18 protein-coding genes are annotated in these 19,570 nt (G+C 68.5%); 13 read left to right on the top strand and 5 right to left on the bottom strand.

What is annotated here, in order from left to right; all coding sequences use genetic code 11:
• Positions 1-245: 245 nt before the first annotated feature.
• Positions 246-1,496 (top strand): sarcosine oxidase subunit beta family protein, encoded by a 1,251-nt coding sequence (locus tag HLA95_RS22290; protein ID WP_191060916.1) that lies wholly within the window; start codon positions 246-248, stop codon positions 1,494-1,496.
• Between the two features lie 80 nt (positions 1,497-1,576).
• On the opposite strand, the gene HLA95_RS22285 is transcribed toward HLA95_RS22290, so the two are convergent.
• On the bottom strand, positions 1,577-1,936 hold the full coding sequence (locus tag HLA95_RS22285) for a GIY-YIG nuclease family protein (protein ID WP_223861627.1): 360 nt from the start codon (positions 1,934-1,936) through the stop codon (positions 1,577-1,579).
• A 152-nt stretch (positions 1,937-2,088) separates the two neighbouring features.
• Here HLA95_RS22285 and HLA95_RS22280 point away from each other — a divergent pair, with 152 nt between their 5' ends.
• From HLA95_RS22280 to HLA95_RS22260, 5 genes are all read left to right on the top strand, one after another.
• Positions 2,089-2,370, top strand: coding sequence for a sarcosine oxidase subunit delta (locus HLA95_RS22280; RefSeq protein WP_191060915.1), 282 nt, complete (start codon positions 2,089-2,091; stop codon positions 2,368-2,370).
• A complete protein-coding gene (locus HLA95_RS22275; RefSeq protein WP_222184568.1) occupies positions 2,367-5,372 on the top strand; it encodes a sarcosine oxidase subunit alpha in 3,006 nt (1,001 codons plus the stop codon). The genes HLA95_RS22280 and HLA95_RS22275 overlap by 4 nt, the downstream gene beginning before the upstream one ends.
• Positions 5,365-5,958: a sarcosine oxidase subunit gamma gene (locus HLA95_RS22270; RefSeq protein WP_191059571.1), complete on the top strand. Its 594-nt coding sequence runs from the start codon at positions 5,365-5,367 to the stop codon at positions 5,956-5,958. Before HLA95_RS22275 ends, HLA95_RS22270 begins: the two co-directional genes overlap by 8 nt.
• Before the next feature lie 28 nt (positions 5,959-5,986).
• On the top strand, positions 5,987-8,437 hold the full coding sequence (locus HLA95_RS22265) for a GcvT family protein (protein ID WP_191059572.1): 2,451 nt from the start codon (positions 5,987-5,989) through the stop codon (positions 8,435-8,437).
• Between the two features lie 66 nt (positions 8,438-8,503).
• A complete protein-coding gene (locus HLA95_RS22260; RefSeq protein WP_191059573.1) occupies positions 8,504-8,686 on the top strand; it encodes a hypothetical protein in 183 nt (60 codons plus the stop codon).
• Between the two features lie 16 nt (positions 8,687-8,702).
• On the opposite strand, the gene HLA95_RS22255 is transcribed toward HLA95_RS22260, so the two are convergent.
• Together HLA95_RS22255 and HLA95_RS22250 are read right to left on the bottom strand one after the other, a co-directional pair.
• Positions 8,703-9,575: a hypothetical protein gene (locus HLA95_RS22255; protein WP_191059574.1), complete on the bottom strand. Its 873-nt coding sequence runs from the start codon at positions 9,573-9,575 to the stop codon at positions 8,703-8,705.
• Between the two features lie 401 nt (positions 9,576-9,976).
• The gene (locus tag HLA95_RS22250; protein ID WP_191059575.1) at positions 9,977-10,876 is read right to left on the bottom strand and encodes an AraC family transcriptional regulator; all 900 of its coding nucleotides are present in this window, start codon (positions 10,874-10,876) and stop codon (positions 9,977-9,979) included.
• A 201-nt stretch (positions 10,877-11,077) separates the two neighbouring features.
• On the opposite strand from HLA95_RS22250, the gene HLA95_RS22245 reads away from it, so the two are divergent.
• From HLA95_RS22245 to HLA95_RS22220, 6 genes are all read left to right on the top strand, one after another.
• Positions 11,078-11,560, top strand: a complete 483-nt coding sequence (locus HLA95_RS22245; protein WP_222184566.1) for a carboxymuconolactone decarboxylase family protein — start codon at positions 11,078-11,080, stop codon at positions 11,558-11,560.
• Positions 11,561-11,580: 20 nt separating this feature from the next.
• The gene (locus HLA95_RS22240) at positions 11,581-12,315 is read left to right on the top strand and encodes an SDR family oxidoreductase (RefSeq protein WP_191059551.1); all 735 of its coding nucleotides are present in this window, start codon (positions 11,581-11,583) and stop codon (positions 12,313-12,315) included.
• A 78-nt stretch (positions 12,316-12,393) separates the two neighbouring features.
• Complete coding sequence (locus HLA95_RS22235) at positions 12,394-13,635, top strand: adenylate/guanylate cyclase domain-containing protein (protein ID WP_191059549.1); 1,242 nt, start codon at positions 12,394-12,396, stop codon at positions 13,633-13,635.
• A 60-nt stretch (positions 13,636-13,695) separates the two neighbouring features.
• Positions 13,696-14,172 (top strand): hypothetical protein, encoded by a 477-nt coding sequence (locus HLA95_RS22230; RefSeq protein ID WP_191059548.1) that lies wholly within the window; start codon positions 13,696-13,698, stop codon positions 14,170-14,172.
• A gap of 44 nt (positions 14,173-14,216) precedes the next feature.
• Positions 14,217-14,936 carry an HAD-IA family hydrolase gene (locus HLA95_RS22225; protein ID WP_191059547.1) on the top strand — a complete coding sequence of 240 codons (720 nt, stop codon included), beginning with the start codon at positions 14,217-14,219 and terminating at the stop codon, positions 14,934-14,936.
• 213 nt (positions 14,937-15,149) lie between these two features.
• Entirely contained in the window at positions 15,150-15,428 is a 279-nt protein-coding gene (locus HLA95_RS22220; protein WP_191059546.1) for a TM2 domain-containing protein, read from the top strand.
• Positions 15,429-15,446: 18 nt separating this feature from the next.
• On the opposite strand, the gene HLA95_RS22215 is transcribed toward HLA95_RS22220, so the two are convergent.
• Positions 15,447-16,112, bottom strand: coding sequence for a lipid-binding SYLF domain-containing protein (locus HLA95_RS22215; RefSeq protein ID WP_222184564.1), 666 nt, complete (start codon positions 16,110-16,112; stop codon positions 15,447-15,449).
• A 182-nt stretch (positions 16,113-16,294) separates the two neighbouring features.
• Between HLA95_RS22215 and HLA95_RS22210 the strand changes: the two genes are divergently transcribed.
• Positions 16,295-19,255 carry a phosphoenolpyruvate carboxylase gene (locus tag HLA95_RS22210; protein ID WP_191059544.1) on the top strand — a complete coding sequence of 987 codons (2,961 nt, stop codon included), beginning with the start codon at positions 16,295-16,297 and terminating at the stop codon, positions 19,253-19,255.
• A gap of 46 nt (positions 19,256-19,301) precedes the next feature.
• Here HLA95_RS22210 and HLA95_RS22205 read toward each other — a convergent pair.
• On the bottom strand, positions 19,302-19,570 hold a 269-nt coding region (locus tag HLA95_RS22205), incomplete at its 5' end, for a hypothetical protein (RefSeq protein ID WP_222184562.1).

The following is a 19,570-nucleotide window of genomic DNA, read 5'->3' as shown; positions in this document are numbered from 1 at the left end:
GCAAGGGGAAGTCCGGCCGATCTCCCACGGTGGCAGTTTCGTGTTTGCGACACAAGCTTGCCTCGCACCGGAAGGCCGCCGCAGGCGCCTTCGGAGGGCTGGTGTGACATCCCGCCGCAGCAGGTAGCGGGTGTCGCTTTCGCCGTGGCTGCCGGCCGCCGTGCCGCTAGACGGCAGCCGATCCCTGCCGCTACTCCTCCGCGCTCAAGGCCCCGCACCGGCCGGACCACCAGCATGACCCGAGCATGACCCGCTTCTCGATCTTCTCGCTGGCGAGGAACGCCCTGTCCGGCCACGCCAACTGGCCGGCCTACTGGCGCAGCCCCGAACCCAAGCGGGGCTATGACGTCGTGATCATCGGCGGGGGCGGCCACGGCCTGGCAACGGCCTACTACCTCGCCAAGGTCCACAAGGTGACCAACGTCGCGGTGCTGGAGCGCGGCTGGCTGGGCGGCGGCAATACCGGGCGCAACACCACGATCTGCCGCTCCAACTATCTCTACGACGAGAGTGCCGCCCTCTACGACCATGCAATGCAGCTCTGGGAAGGGCTCTCGGCCGAACTGAACTACAACGTGATGTTCAGCCAGCGCGGCGTGCTCATGCTGGCGCACAACACCCACGACCTGCAGATCGCGCGGCGTACCGTCCACGCCAACCGGCTGAACGGCGTGGACAACGAGCTACTGACGGCCGAGGAGGCCAAGGCCTTCTGCCCGCAGCTCAACCTGTCGAAGGACATCCGCTACCCGGTGATGGGTGCCGCCCTGCAGCGGCGCGGCGGGACCGCCCGGCACGATGCGGTCGCCTGGGGCTATGCGCGCGGTGCCGATCGCCTGGGCGTCGACATCATCCAGAACTGCGAGGTGACCGGCATCCGGGTGGAAGGCGGCCGGGCGGTGGGGGTGGAGACCAGCCGCGGCTACATCGCCGCTGGCCGGATCGGCTGCGTGGCGGCCGGCCATTCCTCGGTGGTGGCGGGCATGGCCGGGATCGAGCTGCCGCTGGAAAGCTTTCCGCTCCAGGCGCTGGTGTCCGAGCCGGTCAAGCCGGCCTTTCCGTGCGTCGTGATGAGCAACACGATCCACGCCTATATCAGCCAGTCCGACAAGGGCGAGCTGGTGATCGGGGCGGGCACCGACCAGTACATCTCCTATGCCCAGCGCGGCGGGATGCAGATCATCGAGCACACGCTGGAGGCGATCCTGGAGCTGTTCCCGATCTTCTCCCGGATGCGGATGCTGCGCTCCTGGGCCGGCATCGTCGACGTCACGCCCGACCGCTCGCCGATCATCGGCAGGACGCCGGTAGATAATTTCTTCATCAATTGCGGCTGGGGGACCGGCGGCTTCAAGGCCACCCCCGGCTCCGGCCACGTCTTCGCCCACACCCTGGCGCACGGCGAGCCGCATCCGATCAACGCGCCGTTCACGCTGGACCGGTTCGTCAACGGCCGGCTGATCGACGAGGCGGCGGCGGCGGCGGTGGCGCATTGATGGTGTGGATGGCGCGCGTTGCGCGGCTTCCCTCGACTTTTCGTCATCCCCCGCGCAGGCGGGGGATCAACGGCCGCACGTCAGCCTGCCGCCAAGTCCATCCATTCCGGGTTCGTAGCCTCGACCAGCTTGATCTTCCAGTCGCGCGGCCACTTCTTCAGCCGCTTCTCCCGCCGGATCGCATCCTCCGGATGCGCGAACGCTTCGACGTGGACAAGCCTTATCACGCCATAGCGCCGCGTGAAGCTGTCGGTCACCATGCCGCGATGCTCCGCCATCCGCCGCTCCAGGTCGCCGGTCACGCCGATATAGAGCGTGCCGCGCTTCGAATTGGCGAGGATGTAGACGTGGTATTCGCGCATCGCGCGAATGCTTCGGCAGTTGATCCCCCGGTCAAGCCGGGGGATGACATGAGGGTGCTTGGCCGCTCCTGGCTGCACTCTCCCGCCTCCCGATACTCGCCTGCCATCCCTCGCTCCTCATGTGGCATGTCTCGCCTCTTTCCCGTCATCCCCCGCCCCTTTTCCGTCATCCCCCGCGCAGGCGGGGGATCCACCACCGCACGCCAGCCTTCCCCCAAGAGCCCCACCCCATGCTCCTGATCACCTGCCCCCATTGCGGCCCGCGCGCCGAGACCGAGTTCCGCAATGGCGGCGAGGCCGGCATCGTGCGGCCGCGTGATCCGGCGGCGCTGAGCGACGGCGCCTGGACCGGCTATGTCTTCACCCGGCAGAACCCCAAGGGCCGCTTCCACGAGCGCTGGTGCCACGCCCAGGGCTGCGGGCGCTGGTTCACGGCGGTGCGGGACACGGTGACCGACCGGTTCCTGAGCTTCCATCCAGCGGGCGAGCAGCCGGACGAGGCGGGCCGATGAGCCAGAAGGCGCGCATCGCGCAGGGCGGGCGGATCGACCGGAGCCGCACCATCCGCTTCACCTTCGACGGCAAGCGCTACGAGGGCCATCCCGGCGATACGCTGGCCTCGGCCCTGCTCGCCAATGGCGTCCATCTGGTCGGCCGCTCGTTCAAGTACCATCGGCCGCGCGGCTTCCTGTCGGCAGGCTCGGAGGAGCCGAACGGGCTGGTCCAGCTGGAGATGGGCGGCGGGCGCACCGACCCGAACTTCAAGGCGACCCAGATCGAGCTGTTCGACGGGCTGGTGGCCGAGAGCCAGAACCGCAAGGGCTCGCTGCGCTACGACCGCAACGCAGTGAACGACCGGCTCGCCCACTTCCTGCCCGCAGGCTTCTACTACAAGACCTTCAAGTGGCCGGCCGCCTTCTGGACGAAGGTGTACGAGCCACGCATCCGTGCAGCCGCCGGGCTGGGCAAGGCGCCGACGGCACCGGATCCCGACCGCTACCTGCACCGCCATGTCTGGACCGACGTGCTGGTGGTGGGGGCGGGCCCGGCCGGGCTGGCCGCAGCACTGGCGGCGGCGCGCACCGGCGCCCGGGTGATCCTGTGCGACGAGCAGCCGGAGGTCGGCGGCTCGCTGCTGAGCGAGAGCGGCCGGGGGATCACGGTCGACGAGGTGGCGCCGGACGCCTGGCTGGAGCGGGCCAAGGCCGAGCTAGGTCAGCATCCGGAGCTGACCGTGCTCACCCGCACGACCTGCTTTGGCTATTACGACCACAACTATCTGGGCCTGCTGGAGAAGGTCACCGACCATCTGGCCGACCCGCCGCCGGACCTGCCGCGCCAGCGTCTGTGGCGGGTGCGGGCGAAGCAGGTGGTGCTGGCGACCGGCGCCATCGAGCGCCCGCTGGTGTTCCCGGACAACGACCGGCCGGGCATCATGCTGGCGAGCGCCGCGCGCACCTACCTGAACCGGTTCGGCGTGCTGGTCGGCCGTGAGGTCGTGGTCTGCACCAGCGACGACAGCGCCTATGACGCGGCCCTGGACCTCCAGGGTGCCGGGGCGAAGGTCACGGTGGTCGACCAGCGCCACACGCCGATCGGCGAGCGGGTGGTCCACGCGCAGACCGCCGGGATCACCATCCTGCGGGGCCAGGGCCCCGTCGGCAGCCAGGGCCGGTTCCGGGTTGCGCAGCTTCATGTCCAGGCGCTGGACGAAGCTGGGCGGCCGATCATGGGCCGGGTCCAGGCCCTGTCCTGCGACGCCGTGCTGATGTGCGGCGGCTGGAACCCGACCGTGCACCTGTTCAGCCAGAGCCGCGGCAAGCTCCGCTGGGACGAGGGCCTGGCCGCCTTCGTGCCCGGGGAGGGCATGCAGGAAGAGCGCTCGGCCGGTGCCTGCCGGGGCTCGTGGACCCTGGCAGAGGCCCTGGTCGAGGGCCTTGCCGCCGGCACCGAGGCGGCCGTGGCGGCCGGCTTCGAGGCCCATCCCACGCCGGCACCTGCCGTGCGGGAGCCGGTCTTAGGCCCGCACCAGCCGGTCTGGCTGCTGGAGGGCGATCGGGCCGGGCAGCGCGCCTGGGTCGACTTCCAGAACGACGTGACGGCCAAGGACCTGAAGCTCGCCAACCGCGAGGGCTTCCGTTCGATCGAGCACGTCAAGCGCTACACCACCAACGGCATGGCGACCGACCAGGGCAAGACCAGCAACGTCACCGGGCTGGCGATCGTGGCCGAGAACCTGTCCCGGCCGATCCCGGAGATCGGCACCACCACCTTCCGCCCGCCCTACACGCCCACGACCTTCGGCGCCTTCGCCGGGCCCAGCAGGGGCGACCTGTTCGACCCGGTCCGGCGCACGCCGATGCATGGCTGGGCCGAGCGGCAGGGTGCGGTGTTCGAGGACGTCGGCCTGTGGAAGCGGGCCTGGTACTTTCCGAAGCCGGGCGAGGACATGCACGCGGCGGTGGAGCGCGAGTGCCGGGCAGTGCGCAATGCCGTCGGCATGTTCGACGCGACCACGCTCGGCAAGATCGACATCCAGGGCAAAGACGGCGCGGAGTTTCTGAACCGCATCTACACCAACGCCTGGTCCAAGCTCGGCATCGGCAAGTGCCGCTACGGCCTGATGCTGCGCGAGGACGGCATGGTGTTCGACGATGGGGTGACCACCCGGATCGGCGAGCAGCATTTCCACATGACCACCACCACCGGCGGGGCTGCCGGCGTGCTGGCCTGGCTGGAGAGCTGGCTGCAGACCGAGTGGCCGGAGCTCCAGGTCTACCTTACCTCGGTCACCGAGCAGTGGGCGGTGATCGCCTTGCAGGGGCCCAAGGCCCGCGACGTGCTCCAGGCGGTGCTGACCCGGGGCGACATCTCCAAGGAAGCCCTGCCGCATCTGTCGATGACCGAAGCCGAGGTCGCGGGCATCCCGGCCAGGATCTTCCGGATCAGCTTCACGGGCGAGCTCGGCTTCGAGGTGAACGTGCCGGCCTCCTATGGCGAGATCGTCACCGACGCGCTCCATCGTGCCGGCCAGCCGTTCGGCATCACCCCGTATGGCACCGAGGCGATGCACGTGCTGCGCGCCGAGAAAGGCTACATCATCGTCGGCCAGGAAACGGACGGCACCGTGACGCCGCAGGACCTGGGCATGGACTGGGCCGTATCGAAGCAGAAGGATTTCCTGGGCAAGCGCTCGCTCAGCCGGCCCGACATGCTAAGCCCTGACCGCAAGCAGCTGGTGGGCCTCCTGCCGGTCGACCCGAAGCTGGTGCCGGGCGAGGGCGCCCAGATCGTCGAGAGCCCGAAGCCGAAGCTGCCGGCGAAGATGATCGGCCATGTCACCTCCAGCTACCATTCGGCCAGTCTCGGCCGCAGCTTCGCGCTGGCCCTGCTCTCGGGCGGGCGGGCGCGCCATGGCCAGCGCCTGTGGGTCAGCCATGGCGATGGCACCGCGGAGGTCGAGGTGACCGCACCGGTATTCATCGACCCCGAGGGAGCCCGGCTCCATGGCTGAGCGCATTGCGGGCACCAGCCACCTCGACCTGAAGAACCGGCCGTCGACCAGGGGTGCCCAGCTCCGCATGCTGGAGCGCCCGTTCAAGGCCAAGGTCGGGCTGCGCGGCGGGGAGGACGTGATCCGCGCGGTCGAGCCGGTCCTGGGCTTCGCCCTGCCGCGCCGGGTGGGCGAGACCGGGTCGGGCTCGGGCGCCCATGCCTTCTGGATCGGCCCGGACGACTGGATCATCGTCTACGAGCCCGGCCGCGAGGCGCAGATCGCCCAGGCATTGCGCGAGGCCTGCCGGGGCCTGCATCATGCGGTGATCGACCTGTCTGAGCGGATGACCACGATCTGCCTGGAAGGCCAGCCTCTGCGCGACGTGCTGGCGGCCGGCTGCCCGCTCGACCTGCACCCTCGCGCGTTCCGGCCCGGCATGGTGCTGCAGAGCCATCTGGGCAAGGCCAACGTCATCCTGCACTACGTCGCGGGCAATGCCGACCGGCCGTTCGTCGACCTCTACACTAACCGGTCCTTCGCGGACTATGTATGGAAGTATCTGGAAAACGCCGCGCGCGAGTTCGGCTACGAAATCGTCGCGTGACCGGGCCGGGCAAGGGAGCGAGTTGAGGATGCAGACCCAGGCGAGGCTCGTCATCGTCGGCGCCGGCATCGTCGGCTGTGCCACGGCCTACCATCTGGCGAAGATGGGCTATACCGACGTGCTGGTGGTCGACCAGGGTGACCTGCCGCACACCGGCGGCTCCACCAGCCACGCGCCGGGCGGGGTGTTCCAGACCAACCCGTCGCGGATGATGGCGACGTTCGCGAAGTACACGGTCGACCTGCTGAACGGGCTCGAACTGGACGGCCAGCCCTGCTTCCTCAAGGTCGGCGGGCTGGAGGTGTCGACCAGCGCGGAGCGCGACACCTATATCCGGTGGCGCCATGGCATCGCCCGCTCCTGGGGCATCCCCGCCGAGATCGTCGGCTCCGAGCAGTGCCGCAAGCTCTCGCCGCTGATGGACACGGGCAAGGTCCGCCTGGGCTTCTGGACGCCCACCGACGGCATCGCCAAGCCGGTGCGCGCCACCGAGGCGATGATCCGCTACGCCAGGGGCCGCGGCATTGCGTTCCAGGGGCGGACCGAGGTCCTGGACGTGCTGACCGAAGGGAGCCGGGTGGTCGGGCTCGAGACCAGCCAGGGCCGGATCACCTGCGAGCACGTCCTGGTCTGCTGCGGCATCTGGGGCCCGCGGATCGGACGCATGGCCGGCGTGCCGATCCCGCTCATGCCCTGCGAGCACCAGTACGCCTGGACGCACGACCTCCCGGAGCTGGCCGGCGTGACGGAGGAGGCGACCCACGTCCTGCTCCGCCACCAGGACAAGTCGATGTATTTCCGCCAGCACGGCAGCCAGTACGGCATCGGCAACTACCGGCACGCGCCGCGGCTGGTGGAGGCGGACGACATCCGCGCCTTCGCCCAGACGCAGGTCATGCCGTCGATGAACCCGTTCACGCCGGAGGACTTCGAGGAGGCGGGAGAGGCCACCCGGGAACTCCTGCCGGCGGTGATGAAGGCCGGCGTGCGCGACGCGTTCAACGGCATGTTCAGCTTCACGCCCGACGGCGGGCCGGTGCTGGGCGAGAGCCTGCTGGTCAAGGGCTTCTGGGTCGCCGAGGCGGTCTGGATCACCCATGGCGGCGGGGTGGGCAAGACCATGGCCGAGTGGATCGCCACGGGCGAGCCAGAATGGGATGTCCACGAGGGCGACATCAACCGCTTCGCCCCGCACCAGCAGACTTCCAGATATGTGCGCCGGCGCGGCTGGCAGCAGTACAAGGAGGTCTACGACGTCGTCCATCCGCTGCAGCAGATGGAGGAGCCCCGCGGCCTCCGCCGCTCGCCCTTCTACCCGCAGCAGAAGCAGGCCGAGGCGGTGTTCTTTGACGCCGCCGGCTTCGAGCGGCCGCAATGGTACGAGAGCAACAAGAAGCTGCTGGAAGGCCGCAACTTCCCGGTCCGCGACGAGTGGGGCAGCCGCTACTGGTCGCCGATCCAGGGGGCGGAGCACGCGCAGGTGCGCAAGAGCGCCGGCCTGTTCGACCTGACCGCCTTCACCAAGATCCGGGTGAGCGGCAAGGGTGCGGCTGCCTTCTTGCAGAAGCTCGCCGCCAACGACATCGACAAGCCGGTCGGCAAGGTCACCTACACGGCGATGCTGAACGGCCGGGGTGGGATCATGTGCGACCTCACGGTCGCCCGCCTGGCGCCCGATGCGTTCCTGGTGCTGACCGGCGGCGGCGTCGGCATGCATGACCTGGGCTGGATCCGCGCCCATGCGCCGGCCGATGGCAGCGTCGCGATCGAGGACGTCACTTCCCAATATTGCGCGGTGGGGCTGTGGGGGCCGAAGGCGCGGGAGATCCTCCAGTCGCTGACCGAGGACGACGTTTCGCACCGGGGCCTGCCCTATTACGGCTGGAAGAAGGTGCTGGTCGGCTATGTCCCGACCATGGCGCTGCGCCTGTCCTATGTCGGCGAGCTGGGCTTCGAGATCTACGCCCCCACCGAGTTCGGCGGCGAGCTGTGGGAGCTGCTGATGCAGGCCGGCCAGCCGCACGGCCTGATCCCGGCCGGCGCCGGGGCGATGGATTCCATGCGGCTCGAAAAGGGCTACCGGCTCTGGGGTGCCGACATCCTGCCGGACACCAACCCGCTGGAAGCGGGTCTCGCCTGGGCGGTGCGCTTCAAGAAGGGCGACTTCATCGGCCGGGCGCGGCTGCTCGACCTGAAGATGCAGCCCATGGCGCGCCGGCTGTGCTGCCTGACGGTCGACGACCCGGAGGCGACCCTGCTCGGCAAGGAGCCGATCTATGCCGGGGAGCAGCTCGCCGGCTACGTCACCTCGGCGAACTACGGCTACTCGGTCGGCAAGTGGATCGCCTATGGTTATCTGCCGACCAGCCGGAGCGAGCCCGGCACGCGGCTGGAAATCGACTATCTCGGCCGGCGCTTTGCGGCGGTGGTCGCCAGGGAGCCGCAGTTCGATCCGGATGGGAGCCGGCTGAAATCATAGGAGCGGCGGAACGATCCCGAGAGTTGCGGGCTTTAGCGGCCATGCACCTACCAGGGATGACAATCCGTGCGGAACTTCCACTTGCGCAAGCTGCTGATGGTGGCCCTGCTCACCGCGGCCGGTGCGCTCGCCGCCTGCACCGACAGCACCACCAGCACTAGCTCGAACGACCAGCTGGAGAACTGGGGCCCGCATGGCGGGCCGCAGGGGATGGGCGGGGCCGGGCCTGCCGCCCATCCGGGCGACTAATCCTGGAGCGCCACGCTCACAGCTTGCAGACCGGGCCGTTCTTGCTGCGCAGGAACGTCTTGGTCTGCGTCCACCAGGGCGATTTCGGGTTCCAGGTGGCGCGGATCTTGGTCCCGCTCGGCAGGTCGATCCGCGTGCCCCAGATGCACAGGCTGTCGGCCAGCGTGTAGGCGGTTTCCAACTGCTCGCGGAAGAAGTCGCCCGGCAGGAAGGTGTGGCGCAGTGCGGCCGGTGAGGTCCGCTCGTGATATTGCGGCCAGAGCCAGGGCATCACCGGCTTCTTGTACTGGCGGGCCTCCGCGATGATCACCTTGGCGAACTTGGCCCAGTGGACGCGGTTCGGCTGGTAGGTGTGGAACATCGGCATGATCCAGTCGCATTTCGCTGCGAGGGGTGCCGCGATCTTGTTCTCGTGCTGCCGCTGCTTCAGGCGCGCGCCGCCGGCCACATAGTCGTGGTAGCGCGGCCGCGGCATGATGCCGTAGAGGGACAGCTTGGTGGAGGAGGGTACGCGCGCCCGCACGTACTCGATCAGCCGGATGTATTTCTCGCGCTGCGGGATGGAAGCCGGGTTCCACAGCTCCACGTCCAGCGTGACCATGGGCAGCTTCTTCGCCTTGATGTCGGCGATGACCTTGTCGACCTTCTTGAAGTCGGTCTCGCCATTGGTGATCAGCGACGCCTCGTAATAGATCGGCATCCGGCGCAGGCCGCAGCTCGCCAGGCTGGCCGGGCCTTTCTGCCAGCGCATGCATTCCCAGAACACGAAGTTCTTCTTGAGAGGCGCGGCCGCAGCCTGGGCCAGTCCGCCGTCCGGCAGGAGGCCGGTCAGCAGTTGCGAAGCCGGAAGTGCCGCCAGACCGGCCAGAAGATCGCGTCGATGCATCATGGTCCCCAGCAAGGATGAAGTGTGCCGGCACCGGTCGAGGTGGGTCGGGCCTGATCGGGTGCGGTGCAGCTATGCGAGGAAAGTCGTGTTCTTCTCGACGAACACGACACCATTACGGCAATCGGCGAATGCTTTGCAAGTCCTGGCAAATCGTCTTAAAAGCAATCGGAAATAATTGATAAACCATGTTGTTGAAGCTAGTTGATCTGTGGCAGGCTGAGATTTTGTATTTCTCTGATGGCTGACTATCAAGTTTCTTTCTGGAAACCACATCCTGAAACGCGCAAAGCGACTTGTTCTTGCACCATGACGAGTGTCGGATTGCAGTGCGGTTTCGGAAACGTCCTGGAAGAAGGCGGCTGGCCAAGCGGAATCGCATCATTCCCTTCCGGCCGCGTTGCTCAGGCCTCGAGGGCCAGGGTCGTGTCGCGCAGCCGGGTGATGTCGCGGGCGGGCGGTGCGCCGAACAGGCGGCGATACTCGCGGCTGAACTGGGAGGGGCTGTCATAGCCGACCTCGTGGCCGACATCCGCGGCATCGCGCGCCTGGGCCAGCAGCAGCCGCCGCGCCTCCTGCAGCCGCAACTGCTTTTGATACTGTAGCGGGCTCATGGCGGTGACCGCCTTGAAGTGCTGGTGGAGGGCGGACGGGCTCATCCGCGCCTCGCGCGCCACCGTCTCGATGCTGAAGGGGGCGGTGAAGTTGCGCTTGATCCAGCTGATCGCCCGGTTGACCTGCTGCAGCCGGCTCTCCACCACCGCGATCTGCCGCAGCATTGCGGTCTGCTCGCCGCGCAGCAGCCGGTAGAGGATCTCCCGCTCGATCAGGGGGGCGATGACCGGGATGTCCGCCGGCTGGTCGAGGAGGCGCAGGAGCCGCACCAGGGCACCCAGCAGGTCGGCGTCCAGCGTGCTCAGCAGCAGGCCTGGCCCCGGGTCGGGGGCAGACGACGCGCCCGGCCTGACCTCCAGCAGCAAGGCCGCGAGCATAGCCGGGTCCAGATGGAACTGCAGGGCCAGATAGGGCCGCTCCGGCTCCGCCTGGATCACCTGGCCGACGATCGGCAGGTCGACCGACACCACCAGGAACTGGCCGGGCGCGTAGCGCAGCACCCGCTCGCCCAGCATCACCTGCTTGGCCCCCTGCGCCACGACGCACAAGGAGGGCTGGTAGACCACGTGCACCGGCTCGGTCCGCTCCCGGCTGCGGATCAGCGCCAGCCGCGGGATGGCGCATGGGTGGATGCCTTCGCCGGCCACATGCCGCCCGATCAGCCCTGCCAGCTCCTCATGCCCATCCATGTCCGGTCCTCCCTGGCTCCAAGGCCGCGCGCTCGGCCCGCCTCATGCGCCCAGTGCCGGCACCGGTCCAGCCCTGCTGGAGGATCGTGCAAGAATCCCGCAGCTCTCGTCTACCGCCCCAGGTCCGAGCTGCGCGAGGTTCAGGCCTGCCGGCGACGGTCGTCCAATCGTGCCGGCCGTCGCCCTTCAACGGAGACCATCATGCAGGGAATGAAAAGGACGCTCGCCATGGCCGCCACCGCCGCCGGCCTCGCCACCACGGCCAGCCCCGCCAGCGCTAACGACACCGCGGATGCGCGGGCGCAGCGCGGCCAAGCGGTGGTGGACGCACTCAGCGGTGGGGCGGGCCAGCCGGTCCTGGACGGGCTGCGCCGCGACTTCCCGCCGCTCGGCGAGGCGACCCTGAACTATGCGCTGGGCGAGATCGTCGGCCGCACCGTGCTGGACCCGCAGGCCCGCCAGCTCGCGACCGTGGCGATGCTGGCCGCCCAGGACCTCCAGCCGCAGCTGAAGATCCATGCCGGCTACGCCCTCAACCTCGGCACGGCACCGGCCGAACTCAACGAGATCATCTACCTGGCCACCGTGTATGCCGGCTTCCCCCGCGCGCTGAACGCCGCGGCGACACTGCGCGCACTCTATGACGAGCGCGGCATCGCCCTGCCCGTGGAAGACGCCGAATGACCCGACCTGAGGAGACCGCCATGTCCGCCATCGAGAACAAGGTCGTCCTGATCACCGGCGCCAGCAGCGGGATCGGCGAGGCCACCGCGCGCGAGCTGGCCGGAGCCGGTGCCGTCGTGGTGGCCGGTGCTCGCCGCGTCGACCGGCTGGAGCAGCTGGCCTCCACCATCGCTGCTGCCGGCGGCAAGGTGCTGACCAAGGCGGTCGACGTCACCGATGCCGCGCAGGTGCAGGCCTTCGTCGCCGCCGCCATCGAGCGGTTCGGTCGGGTCGACGTGCTGGTCAACAATGCCGGGATCATGCCGCTCTCGCCGATGGCGGCACTCAAGGTCGACGAGTGGAACCGGATGGTCGACGTCAACATCAAGGGCGTGCTGAACGGCATCGCCGCCGTGCTGCCGGCGATGCAGCGCCAGAAGAGCGGCCAGATCGTCAACGTCTCCTCGATCGGCGGCCATCAGGTCTATCCGACCGCGGCGGTCTATTGCGCCACCAAGTTCGCGGTCCGGGCGATCTCCGAAGGGCTGCGCCAGGAATCCAGGGACATCCGGGTCACCACCATCTCGCCGGGCGTGGTCCGCTCCGAGCTGGCCGACACGATCACCGACGAGACCGCCCGTGCCGGCATGGCCGAGTTTCGCGCTATCGCCCTGGAGCCCGAGGCGATTGCCCGGGCGATCCGGTTCGCGGTGGAGCAGCCGGCCGATGTCGATGTGAGCGAGATCATCGTCCGCCCGACCGCCAGCCCGCACTGAACCGGCCTGGTGCCGCCGGCCCGCTGGCTTTGACAGAATGTCCTGCCTGCCGCACACCGGTGGGCAGGGGGCGGCGGCATGCGTGACGCGGACATCGAGCAGCACTGCCAGTGGCTGACCGGTGCTGGCCTGGAGGGCATGGCCGAGCCTGCCCTGCTCCAGCAAATGTGCGAGCGCTGCGCCGCATCCGGGCTGCGCTTGGCCGGCGTCATCGTCATCATCGACACGCTCCACCCGATCCACGAAGGCCGCGCCTTCATCTGGCGGCGCGACCGGGCGGAGGCGGTGGAGGTCGTCGAGTACGGGCGCACCGATCGCGGCGACGACGCCACCGATCGTTGGCACCGCAGCGCCTCGTTTCGCATGGTCGCTGACGACGTCGCCGAGATCCGCAGCCGGCTCTCGGCGGGCGAGGGGCTGGATTTCGCCGAGGTCGAGACCCTGGCGGAACATGCCCCGACCGACTTCCTGGCCCTGCGCCATCGCTTCGCGGCCGAGGCGGTGATCGGCGAGATGGATTCGGTCTACTCGCACTGGCTGACCGACGCACCGGGCGGCTTCAGCGATGCCGATCTCGCCGCATTGCGGCGCCTGACCCCGCCCTTGGCGCTGGCGATCAAGTCGGCGGCCCTGGCCCGCATCGTCGCCACCCTGGCGGAGGTCTATCTCGGCGCCGGTGCCGCACAGCTCGTGCTGCAGGGGCGGATCCGGCGCGGCGTGGCCGAGCGGATCCATGCGGTGCTATGGTTCTCCGACCTGCGCGGCTACACCACGATCACCGACATCGCCCCGCCCGACGAGGTCATCCCCCTCCTGAACGACTATGCCGAGCTGGTGATCTCCGCCATCTGCGAGGCCGGTGGCGACGTGCTCAAGCTGATGGGCGACGGCACGCTGGCCGTCTTCCAGGCGGACGACCCGGCGGTGGCCTGCCGGGCGGCACTGCAGGCCGAACGCATGCTGCGCGAGCGCGGCCGCGCAATCGATGCGGCACGCCGTGCGGCGGGGCGTCCCGTCACCTCCGTCTATCTGGGGCTGCATGTCGGCGAGGTCTTCTTCGGCAATATCGGCAGCGAGAGCCGGCTCGACTTCACCGTGGTCGGGCCCGCCGTGAACGAGGTCGCGCGGATCGCCTCCATGTGCCGCTCGGTGGACCGGGACATGCTGCTTTCCTCCGAGTTCGTGGCCGCCATGCCGGACGGGGAGCGGGCCGACCTGGTGTCGCTCGGGCGGTTCGCCCTGCGCGGGGTCGGCCGTCCCCGCGAGCTGTTCACGCTGGATCCCCGGCTCGTTGCCGCTGGCCCGCTCACGGAGGGTTGACGACGGCCGGCCTGCTACTATCCCGTGACGTTCATGATGAAGGTTGCGGAACGACCGGGCATGGCGGGGGACGACGCGGTCCAGGAGGCGTTCCGCGCTGGGGTGCGCGGGGCACCGGTGGGGCTGGCTGCCTTTGGGCTCGCTGAGGACCATGTGGGCTTTGCCGGCGGCCCGAACGAGTCGGTAGTGGCGGAGACCAGGCGGCTGCCCGGACTGACCGATGCCGCGGGCGCCTATGGCACCGGGCGGGTGCTGCGCCGCCTGGCCCAGCTGCTCGACCGGGTAGGTGCCCCGGCCTCGATCGGCCGGCAGTTCCGCGACAATCTCGCCGCCGCGGTGGTGACCCACCGGATGCGGACCAGCCGCTCGGCCTGGGGCGAGGACGACACCGTGCAGATGGTCCTGGAGATGTGGGACCGGGTGTTCGGCGAATCCGATGCGGCCCGCAGCCGGCTGGCCGACCTGCTCACCGCGGATGACCCCGGCAAGGGAACGCCCAAGAAGCGCACCCTGTTCAACCTCGCATGGAAGCGCTGAGCCGGCCCGACAGCCGGATGGCGTGGCCCTGAGTGGAGTGCCCGATGCGTCTGACGGATTTCAAGGTCATCACCTTCGACGTGGTCGGGACGCTGATCGATTTCGAGGCGGGGGTCCTGAACTACCTGCGCCCGCTCGCCCAGCAGGCCGCGCTGGAGGTGGGCGACGACGCGCTCCTGGAGGCCTATGGCCGGGGCGAGGTCGTGGCGCAGGGTGAGCAGCCCGACGCGCCGTTCCCGCCGCTCCTGGACCGGATCTACCAGGTCGCCGCCGGCGTGCTGGGCCTGCCCGCGGGCGAGGGGGAAGGGGCCGGGCTGCACGATTCGATCCCGGACTGGCCGGCTTTTCCGGATTCGGTGGCGGCGCTGCAGCGCCTGCGCCGCCGCTTCCGCCTGGTGGCCCTGACCAACTCGGACCGCTGGGCGATGTCCTGTTTCGCGAAGACGCTGGGCGAGCCGTTCGACGAGCAGATCACTGCGGAGGATGTCGGCGCCAGCAAGCCGGATCCGCGCGTGTTCCACTACATGCTGGAGCGGCAGAAGGCTGCCGGCTTCGGCCAGGGCGACATCCTGCACACGGCCCAGAGCCAGTACCACGACATCGGCGTCGCCCATCTCCTGGGGCTGCGCACCTGCTGGATCGAGCGGCGCATGGGCCAGAACGGTTCCGGCGGCACGCCGGCCGTCGAGAAGGCCACCCGGCCGGACTGGCATTTCTCGACGCTGAAGGAGCTTGCCGACGCGGTGGATGCCGAGGCGGCCTGACGGCCGCCGGCAACGCCATCCCCTCCTGCAGGCCCTTGCGCATGGGCGAGAGCCACCCGCGACCCCGGATGCAATGGTCGGACCGTAGCCTGGTATCTGGAAACGTAGAGAGTAGCCAGTCCACAGGACTCGGCGCTTTCTCTCGCGCGACCGTTCTACTTATTGATCGAAGACCAGGACGCGTGACGCGTCTGAACATTTCGAGAACGGCGCATGATCAATCGAGCGGTCGACGAGCGGGTTCTGATCGAGATGCGGGTAGCCAATGATGGCCCCAGCGTCGCGGTGGCCTATCTGCTCTGGTTCTTCCTCGGCATCTTTGCCGCGCACCGCTTCTACCTGGGCCGGCCGGGCACGGCAATCCTGCAGATCCTGAGCATGTTCGTGCTGGTCGGCTTGGTCTGGCTGGTCGTCGACCTGTTCCTGATCCCGGGCATGGTCCGGGACAAGCAGGAGCAACTTCGCCGCAGCCTGGGGATGTACGCCCGCTGAGGAGGGTCGGAGCCAGGCTCAGAACTGGCTGAGCACCTGCTTGAGCGGCTCGGTTGCCGGGTTCATCACGCTGCCCTGCAGGATCTCGCTCACCGCGACATCGCGGCCATAGAGCGTCTTGTTCCAGGACGGCATCGGCACGGTGACCGTGCCGTCCACCGAAAAGCCGCCGAACAGGCCGGCATTCAGCGCGAACAGGTAGATGTCCTCGCCGAAATTGGGCGTGGTGCCGGCGCCGATCCCGGCACCGATCGGCCCCAGCGCGCCGCTGGCATCGGCCCCCATCTTGAAGGAGGTGGATGCGACCAGCCGGTCGAGTGCCGGCTTGTTCATGATCGTGTAGATCGTGTCGGAAGCCTGGCCGCCGAGCTGCAGCCCGACGCTGGCACCATAGATGCCGTAGACCGCGGGGTCCGACCACACGCCCGTGGCGGTATCACGGGCCAGGAGCAGGCCGCGGCCGGCCGAGCCGCCCAGGATGAAGCCGAGCTTCACCTGGTTGGGCACGATCAGCACGCCATAGGCATTCTGCACATAGAGGCTGACCGAGGGCAGGATCTCGGGGTCGTTCTGGAACTCGAGCAGGGCGACGCGCGTCCGCTCCACCAGGATCTCGGCATCGTTGGCAGCAGCCAGGGACGGGCGCCCGGCACAGAGCAGGGGTAAGGCCGACGCGGCTGCCAATAACCCTCTGCGACGCATGCGCTGCTCCAAGGAAAAACCCGTATCCCTCGACGGTTGCGTACGGCATCGCAAGTGCGGTGGCAAGGTGGCGCCACCATGCGCCGGCGCCCCGCATCGAACGTGTTGCATCGCACAAGAACCTCGCCACACTGGCCGCGCATTCGGCAGGGGAACAGGCGGGCATGTTGGACATCGAGGCGGACCAGGGCAGCGCCAGCTCGGCCCAGGCGGCACCGGCAGGTGACCGGGCCGCCGCGGTCCTGGCCAAGGCGCGCGAGCGCCTGGCCGAGCACCGCACCCGGGTCGACATGGATCCGTTCACCAGCCCGATCCGGCTGATGGCGCTCGACCTCAAGCGCGCCATGGACCGGGGCGAGATCGACATGTCGATCTCCGATGCCATGATCGGGCGGCTCTCGACCGCGGCATTCATCGGCCGGGCCGAGCAGCTCTCCGCCTATCTGGGCGAGGTGGATACGGCCGCGAACGCCGCGAGCATCGAGCGGCTGGTCCGCGGGCTGGCCGAGGCGGACGGCCAGCGCGTCACGGCCGAGGAGTTCAGCCAACGGGTCGGCCGGGTGCTTTACGGCTTCGTGTTCACCGCGCACCCGACCTTCAGCCTGTCCAACAAGCTCCAGCAGGCCCTGGTCGACCTGGCCCTGGCCGGCGACGAGGCGGCGCGGGCACCGGTTCTCCGCGAGGTCGAGCGGCTGCCGCACGGGCCCGAGGCGCAGCTCGACCTGGCCGAGGAGTTCCGCCAGTCGGTGCTCGCGATCGGCAAGGTGCGTGCCGCGCTCATGCGGGTCTACGCCATCGTCCAGCGGGTCGCCGAGGAGCTTTATCCCGACGGTTGGCGCAGCATCGTGCCCAGGCTCGCCTCGGTCGCGAGCTGGGTCGGCTACGACATGGATGGGCGATCGGACATCCCCTGGACCGCGACGTTGGCCCACCGGCTGATGATCCAGGAGCGGCAGCTCTCCGCCTGGCACGAGGAGATCCGCGTGCTCGGGCGGGCGCTGGATGGCGACGAGACGCTGGCGGCCGCCCTGGAACTGGTCGAGGCGCGCATCGTGCTCACCGCCGAGGCGTCTCGCTCGCTGATCGACCTCCTGCAGGCGGCCAGGCTCGACGACGGGGAATGGTGGGAGCGGCTGGCGCGGGTCAGCCGCCGCTCGCTGGGCAAGGGCGCCGGAAGGATCACCGGCGGCAGGGAGCTGGCGGCCCTGGTGCAGCGCGTGCTGGACAAGGTCGAGGACGGGGATGCCGCGCGCCGGCTCTGGCTGCTCCATGCCGACATGGCGGCGCACGGGCTGGGTCTGGCCCGCACCCATATGCGCGTCAACGCGATCCAGCTGCACAACGCGATCCGCAAGACGATCGGCATGGAGCATGCCGCAGACGACCCGTCCTATCGGCAGTCCTATGTCGAGGCGGTCGCCCGGCTGATCGACGAGGTCCAGCCGGTCTCGATCCATCTCGGCACGATCAGCGGCGAGAAGGCCACCGCCAAGCGGATCTTCATGCTGGTGGAGCATATGCTCCGCCTGGCCGACCGGGACGAGCCGATCCGTTTCCTGATCGCCGAGTGCGAGACCTCGTTCACCCTGCTGGCGGCCCTCTACTTCGCCAAACTGTTCGGCGTCGATGAGCAGATCGACATCTCGCCCCTGTTCGAGACCCGCATCGCCCTCACGCGCGGCGTGGAGATCATCGCGGGCGCGCTCGAGGTGCCGGTCTATCGCGACTACATCAAGCGGCGCGGCCGGCTGTGCGTGCAGACCGGCTTCTCCGACGCCGGCCGCTTCCTGGGCCAGACCGCAGCCTGCTACCTGATCGAGCAGATCCGTCTGGAGCTCGCACCCTTGCTGGTGCAGCACGGCCTGACCGAGGTCGAGCTGGTGATCTTCGACACCCATGGCGAGAGCATCGGCCGGGGCGCCCATCCGGGCGGCTTCCGCGACCGGCTCGCCTATTACGACACGGCGGAGAGCCGGCGCCGGTTCCGCGATGCGGGAATCACGCTGCGCGAGGAGAGCAGCTACCAGGGCAGCGACGGCTACCAGTACTTCCTGACCGAGGAGACCGCGTTCGCCGTGGTCACCCGCGTGCTGGAGCACTGCCTGGAGCCGGTCGACACCGCACCGGACCCGTTCTACGCCGAGCGCGTCTATGTCGGCGAGTTCTTCGCCTCGATCGAGCAGTTCAACGCCGAGGTCATCCAGAACCGCGACTATGCAGCACTCCTGGGCGCCTGGGGCACCAACATGCTCTGGCAGACCGGCTCGCGGCCGGCCAAGCGCCAGTATGATGGTGCTTCGGGCCGGGTGAGCCTGGACCACCCCTCGCAGCTGCGCGCGATCCCGCACAACTCGATCCTCCAGCAGCTCGGCATGCTGGCGAACACGATCGGCGGGGTGGGCAGGGCGATCGCCAAGGACCCGGAGACCTTCCACCGCCTTTATGCGGAGAGCCCGCGCTTCCGGCGGATGCTCGGCATGGTCGAGCACGCCTTCAAGTGGACCGACCTGGAGGTGGTGAAGGCCTATATCGACCTCTACGATCCTTCGACCTGGCTGGCGCGGGCGCAGAGCCATGACGAGGATGCGCGGATCGAGGAACTGCGCGAGCTGGCCGGCGTGTTCGAGCAGATGCGGCTGCACGAGCGGCTGGTCCGCATCCACCGCGTCTTCCTGCGCGACTATATGGATCTGGCCCGCGCGCTGAAGGAGCATCGCCGCCGCACCCGCGATGCCGGTGCCGTGCCGATCGTGGTCGACCTGGAGGCCCGGGACAACATCCACCTCCTCCACGCCCTGCGCCTTGCCCTGATGCAGCGCCTGGACGTGCTGGCGGTGCATGTGCCGGACTTCTCGGACCGGCACAATTTCAGCCGCTCCGGCCTGATCGCGCGGCTGACCCAGCTCGACGTGGAGCCGGTGATCGAGATCCTGCGTGACATCTTCCCGATGACCGAGCCCCGCATCCAGCACCACGATTTCGGCGTGGACGCGACCTACCGCAGCGAGGAGAACCAGAGCTACGGCCAGGAGCATGCGCTGCTGTTCGACCCGATCCTGCGCCTCTACGGCCAGATCCGCCGGATCGGCAGCGCAGTAGTCCATCATCTGGGGGCGGTGGGCTGACGCCGACGGCAGTGGGCATCGCTTCTGTCTGGTTAAGCGTGGTTATTTAAGAGCTATTCGCTGCAATATCACGTTGAAGCTCATCAATGGATCTGTAGTCACCAGGAAAATAGGTGTTGACTGGAAGTGCGTGAAGTTTAAGTTCTACCTTGGCTATTTCATTGTACGAAAACTCAGAAAAATAATTGGTGCCAGACAATCTTAAGTCCGGCGGTTGAGATTGGTCAAGAGTCATAACTAAGAACCTGTTTGAGAATGGGTTGCTGAGCCAGAACGGCTGTGGTGGAAGCTCGGGATGTGGACCCGAGAGAGCCG

The organism is Geminicoccus harenae (assembly GCF_019800005.1).
In the GTDB taxonomy this organism is placed as follows: domain Bacteria; phylum Pseudomonadota; class Alphaproteobacteria; order Geminicoccales; family Geminicoccaceae; genus Geminicoccus; species Geminicoccus harenae.
Note: the sequence above shows the minus strand (reverse complement) of the source record. Positions and strands in the feature narration are given on the sequence as shown.

What these genes read in the sequence shown, in the direction of transcription:
- HLA95_RS22290 (WP_191060916.1), top strand. Translation starts at nt 246, where the DNA reads ATGACCCGCTTCTCGATCTTCTCGCTGGCGAGGAACGCCCTGTCCGGC.
- HLA95_RS22280 (WP_191060915.1), top strand. Translation starts at nt 2,089, where the DNA reads ATGCTCCTGATCACCTGCCCCCATTGCGGCCCGCGCGCCGAGACCGAG.
- HLA95_RS22275 (WP_222184568.1), top strand. Translation starts at nt 2,367, where the DNA reads ATGAGCCAGAAGGCGCGCATCGCGCAGGGCGGGCGGATCGACCGGAGC.
- HLA95_RS22270 (WP_191059571.1), top strand. Translation starts at nt 5,365, where the DNA reads ATGGCTGAGCGCATTGCGGGCACCAGCCACCTCGACCTGAAGAACCGG.
- HLA95_RS22265 (WP_191059572.1), top strand. Translation starts at nt 5,987, where the DNA reads ATGCAGACCCAGGCGAGGCTCGTCATCGTCGGCGCCGGCATCGTCGGC.
- HLA95_RS22255 (WP_191059574.1), bottom strand. Translation starts at nt 9,575, where the DNA reads ATGATGCATCGACGCGATCTTCTGGCCGGTCTGGCGGCACTTCCGGCT.
- HLA95_RS22250 (WP_191059575.1), bottom strand. Translation starts at nt 10,876, where the DNA reads ATGGATGGGCATGAGGAGCTGGCAGGGCTGATCGGGCGGCATGTGGCC.
- HLA95_RS22245 (WP_222184566.1), top strand. Translation starts at nt 11,078, where the DNA reads ATGCAGGGAATGAAAAGGACGCTCGCCATGGCCGCCACCGCCGCCGGC.
- HLA95_RS22240 (WP_191059551.1), top strand. Translation starts at nt 11,581, where the DNA reads ATGTCCGCCATCGAGAACAAGGTCGTCCTGATCACCGGCGCCAGCAGC.
- HLA95_RS22235 (WP_191059549.1), top strand. Translation starts at nt 12,394, where the DNA reads ATGCGTGACGCGGACATCGAGCAGCACTGCCAGTGGCTGACCGGTGCT.
- HLA95_RS22230 (WP_191059548.1), top strand. Translation starts at nt 13,696, where the DNA reads ATGGCGGGGGACGACGCGGTCCAGGAGGCGTTCCGCGCTGGGGTGCGC.
- HLA95_RS22225 (WP_191059547.1), top strand. Translation starts at nt 14,217, where the DNA reads ATGCGTCTGACGGATTTCAAGGTCATCACCTTCGACGTGGTCGGGACG.
- HLA95_RS22220 (WP_191059546.1), top strand. Translation starts at nt 15,150, where the DNA reads ATGATCAATCGAGCGGTCGACGAGCGGGTTCTGATCGAGATGCGGGTA.
- HLA95_RS22210 (WP_191059544.1), top strand. Translation starts at nt 16,295, where the DNA reads ATGTTGGACATCGAGGCGGACCAGGGCAGCGCCAGCTCGGCCCAGGCG.